2 protein-coding genes (1 of these 2 cut by a window edge) are annotated in these 280 nt (G+C 65.0%); one reads left to right on the top strand and one right to left on the bottom strand.

Annotated elements, in window-relative coordinates:
- Nucleotides 1-150: the final stretch of a hypothetical protein gene (locus HGB10_10530; protein ID NTU72235.1), read on the top strand. The gene continues 549 nt to the left of window position 1, outside the view; the window shows 150 of its 699 coding nt (coding positions 550-699); the start codon falls outside the window, past its left edge; it ends in the stop codon at nt 148-150.
- 28 nt (nt 151-178) lie between these two features.
- Here HGB10_10530 and HGB10_10525 read toward each other — a convergent pair.
- On the bottom strand, nt 179-280 hold a 102-nt coding region (locus HGB10_10525; GenBank protein ID NTU72234.1), incomplete at its 5' end, for a rifampin ADP-ribosylating transferase ARR-2.

Raw genomic sequence — 280 nt, 5'->3', positions numbered from 1 at the left:
CCCGAGCGCCGCAGGTGCCGGCCTGATTGCGCGAGCGGCGTTCGAAGCGCTCGCTCTCGAGGTGGCGACCGGATGAGCCCCGCGCCCGGCGCACAGGCGTTTCGGATCACCGCGATTGTTCAATCACACGGGCGCGGCGCTTGGTACTGAGTCAACCGAGGAGTATCCGCAGGCGATTCTAGTCTTCGATGAGGTCTTGCAGGCCCTGCTTCCGGAGGTTCTCCAGAGTCTCCAGCATCCCCTTGACCAGCTCGGGGTTGCTTTCCCAGTCCTCGACCTC

The sequence above is a fragment of the Coriobacteriia bacterium genome (assembly GCA_013334745.1).
Classification (GTDB): domain Bacteria; phylum Actinomycetota; class Coriobacteriia; order Anaerosomatales; family JAAXUF01; genus JAAXWY01.
The sequence above is the reverse complement of the archived record's forward strand: the minus strand, read 5'-3'. Positions and strand labels throughout refer to the sequence as shown.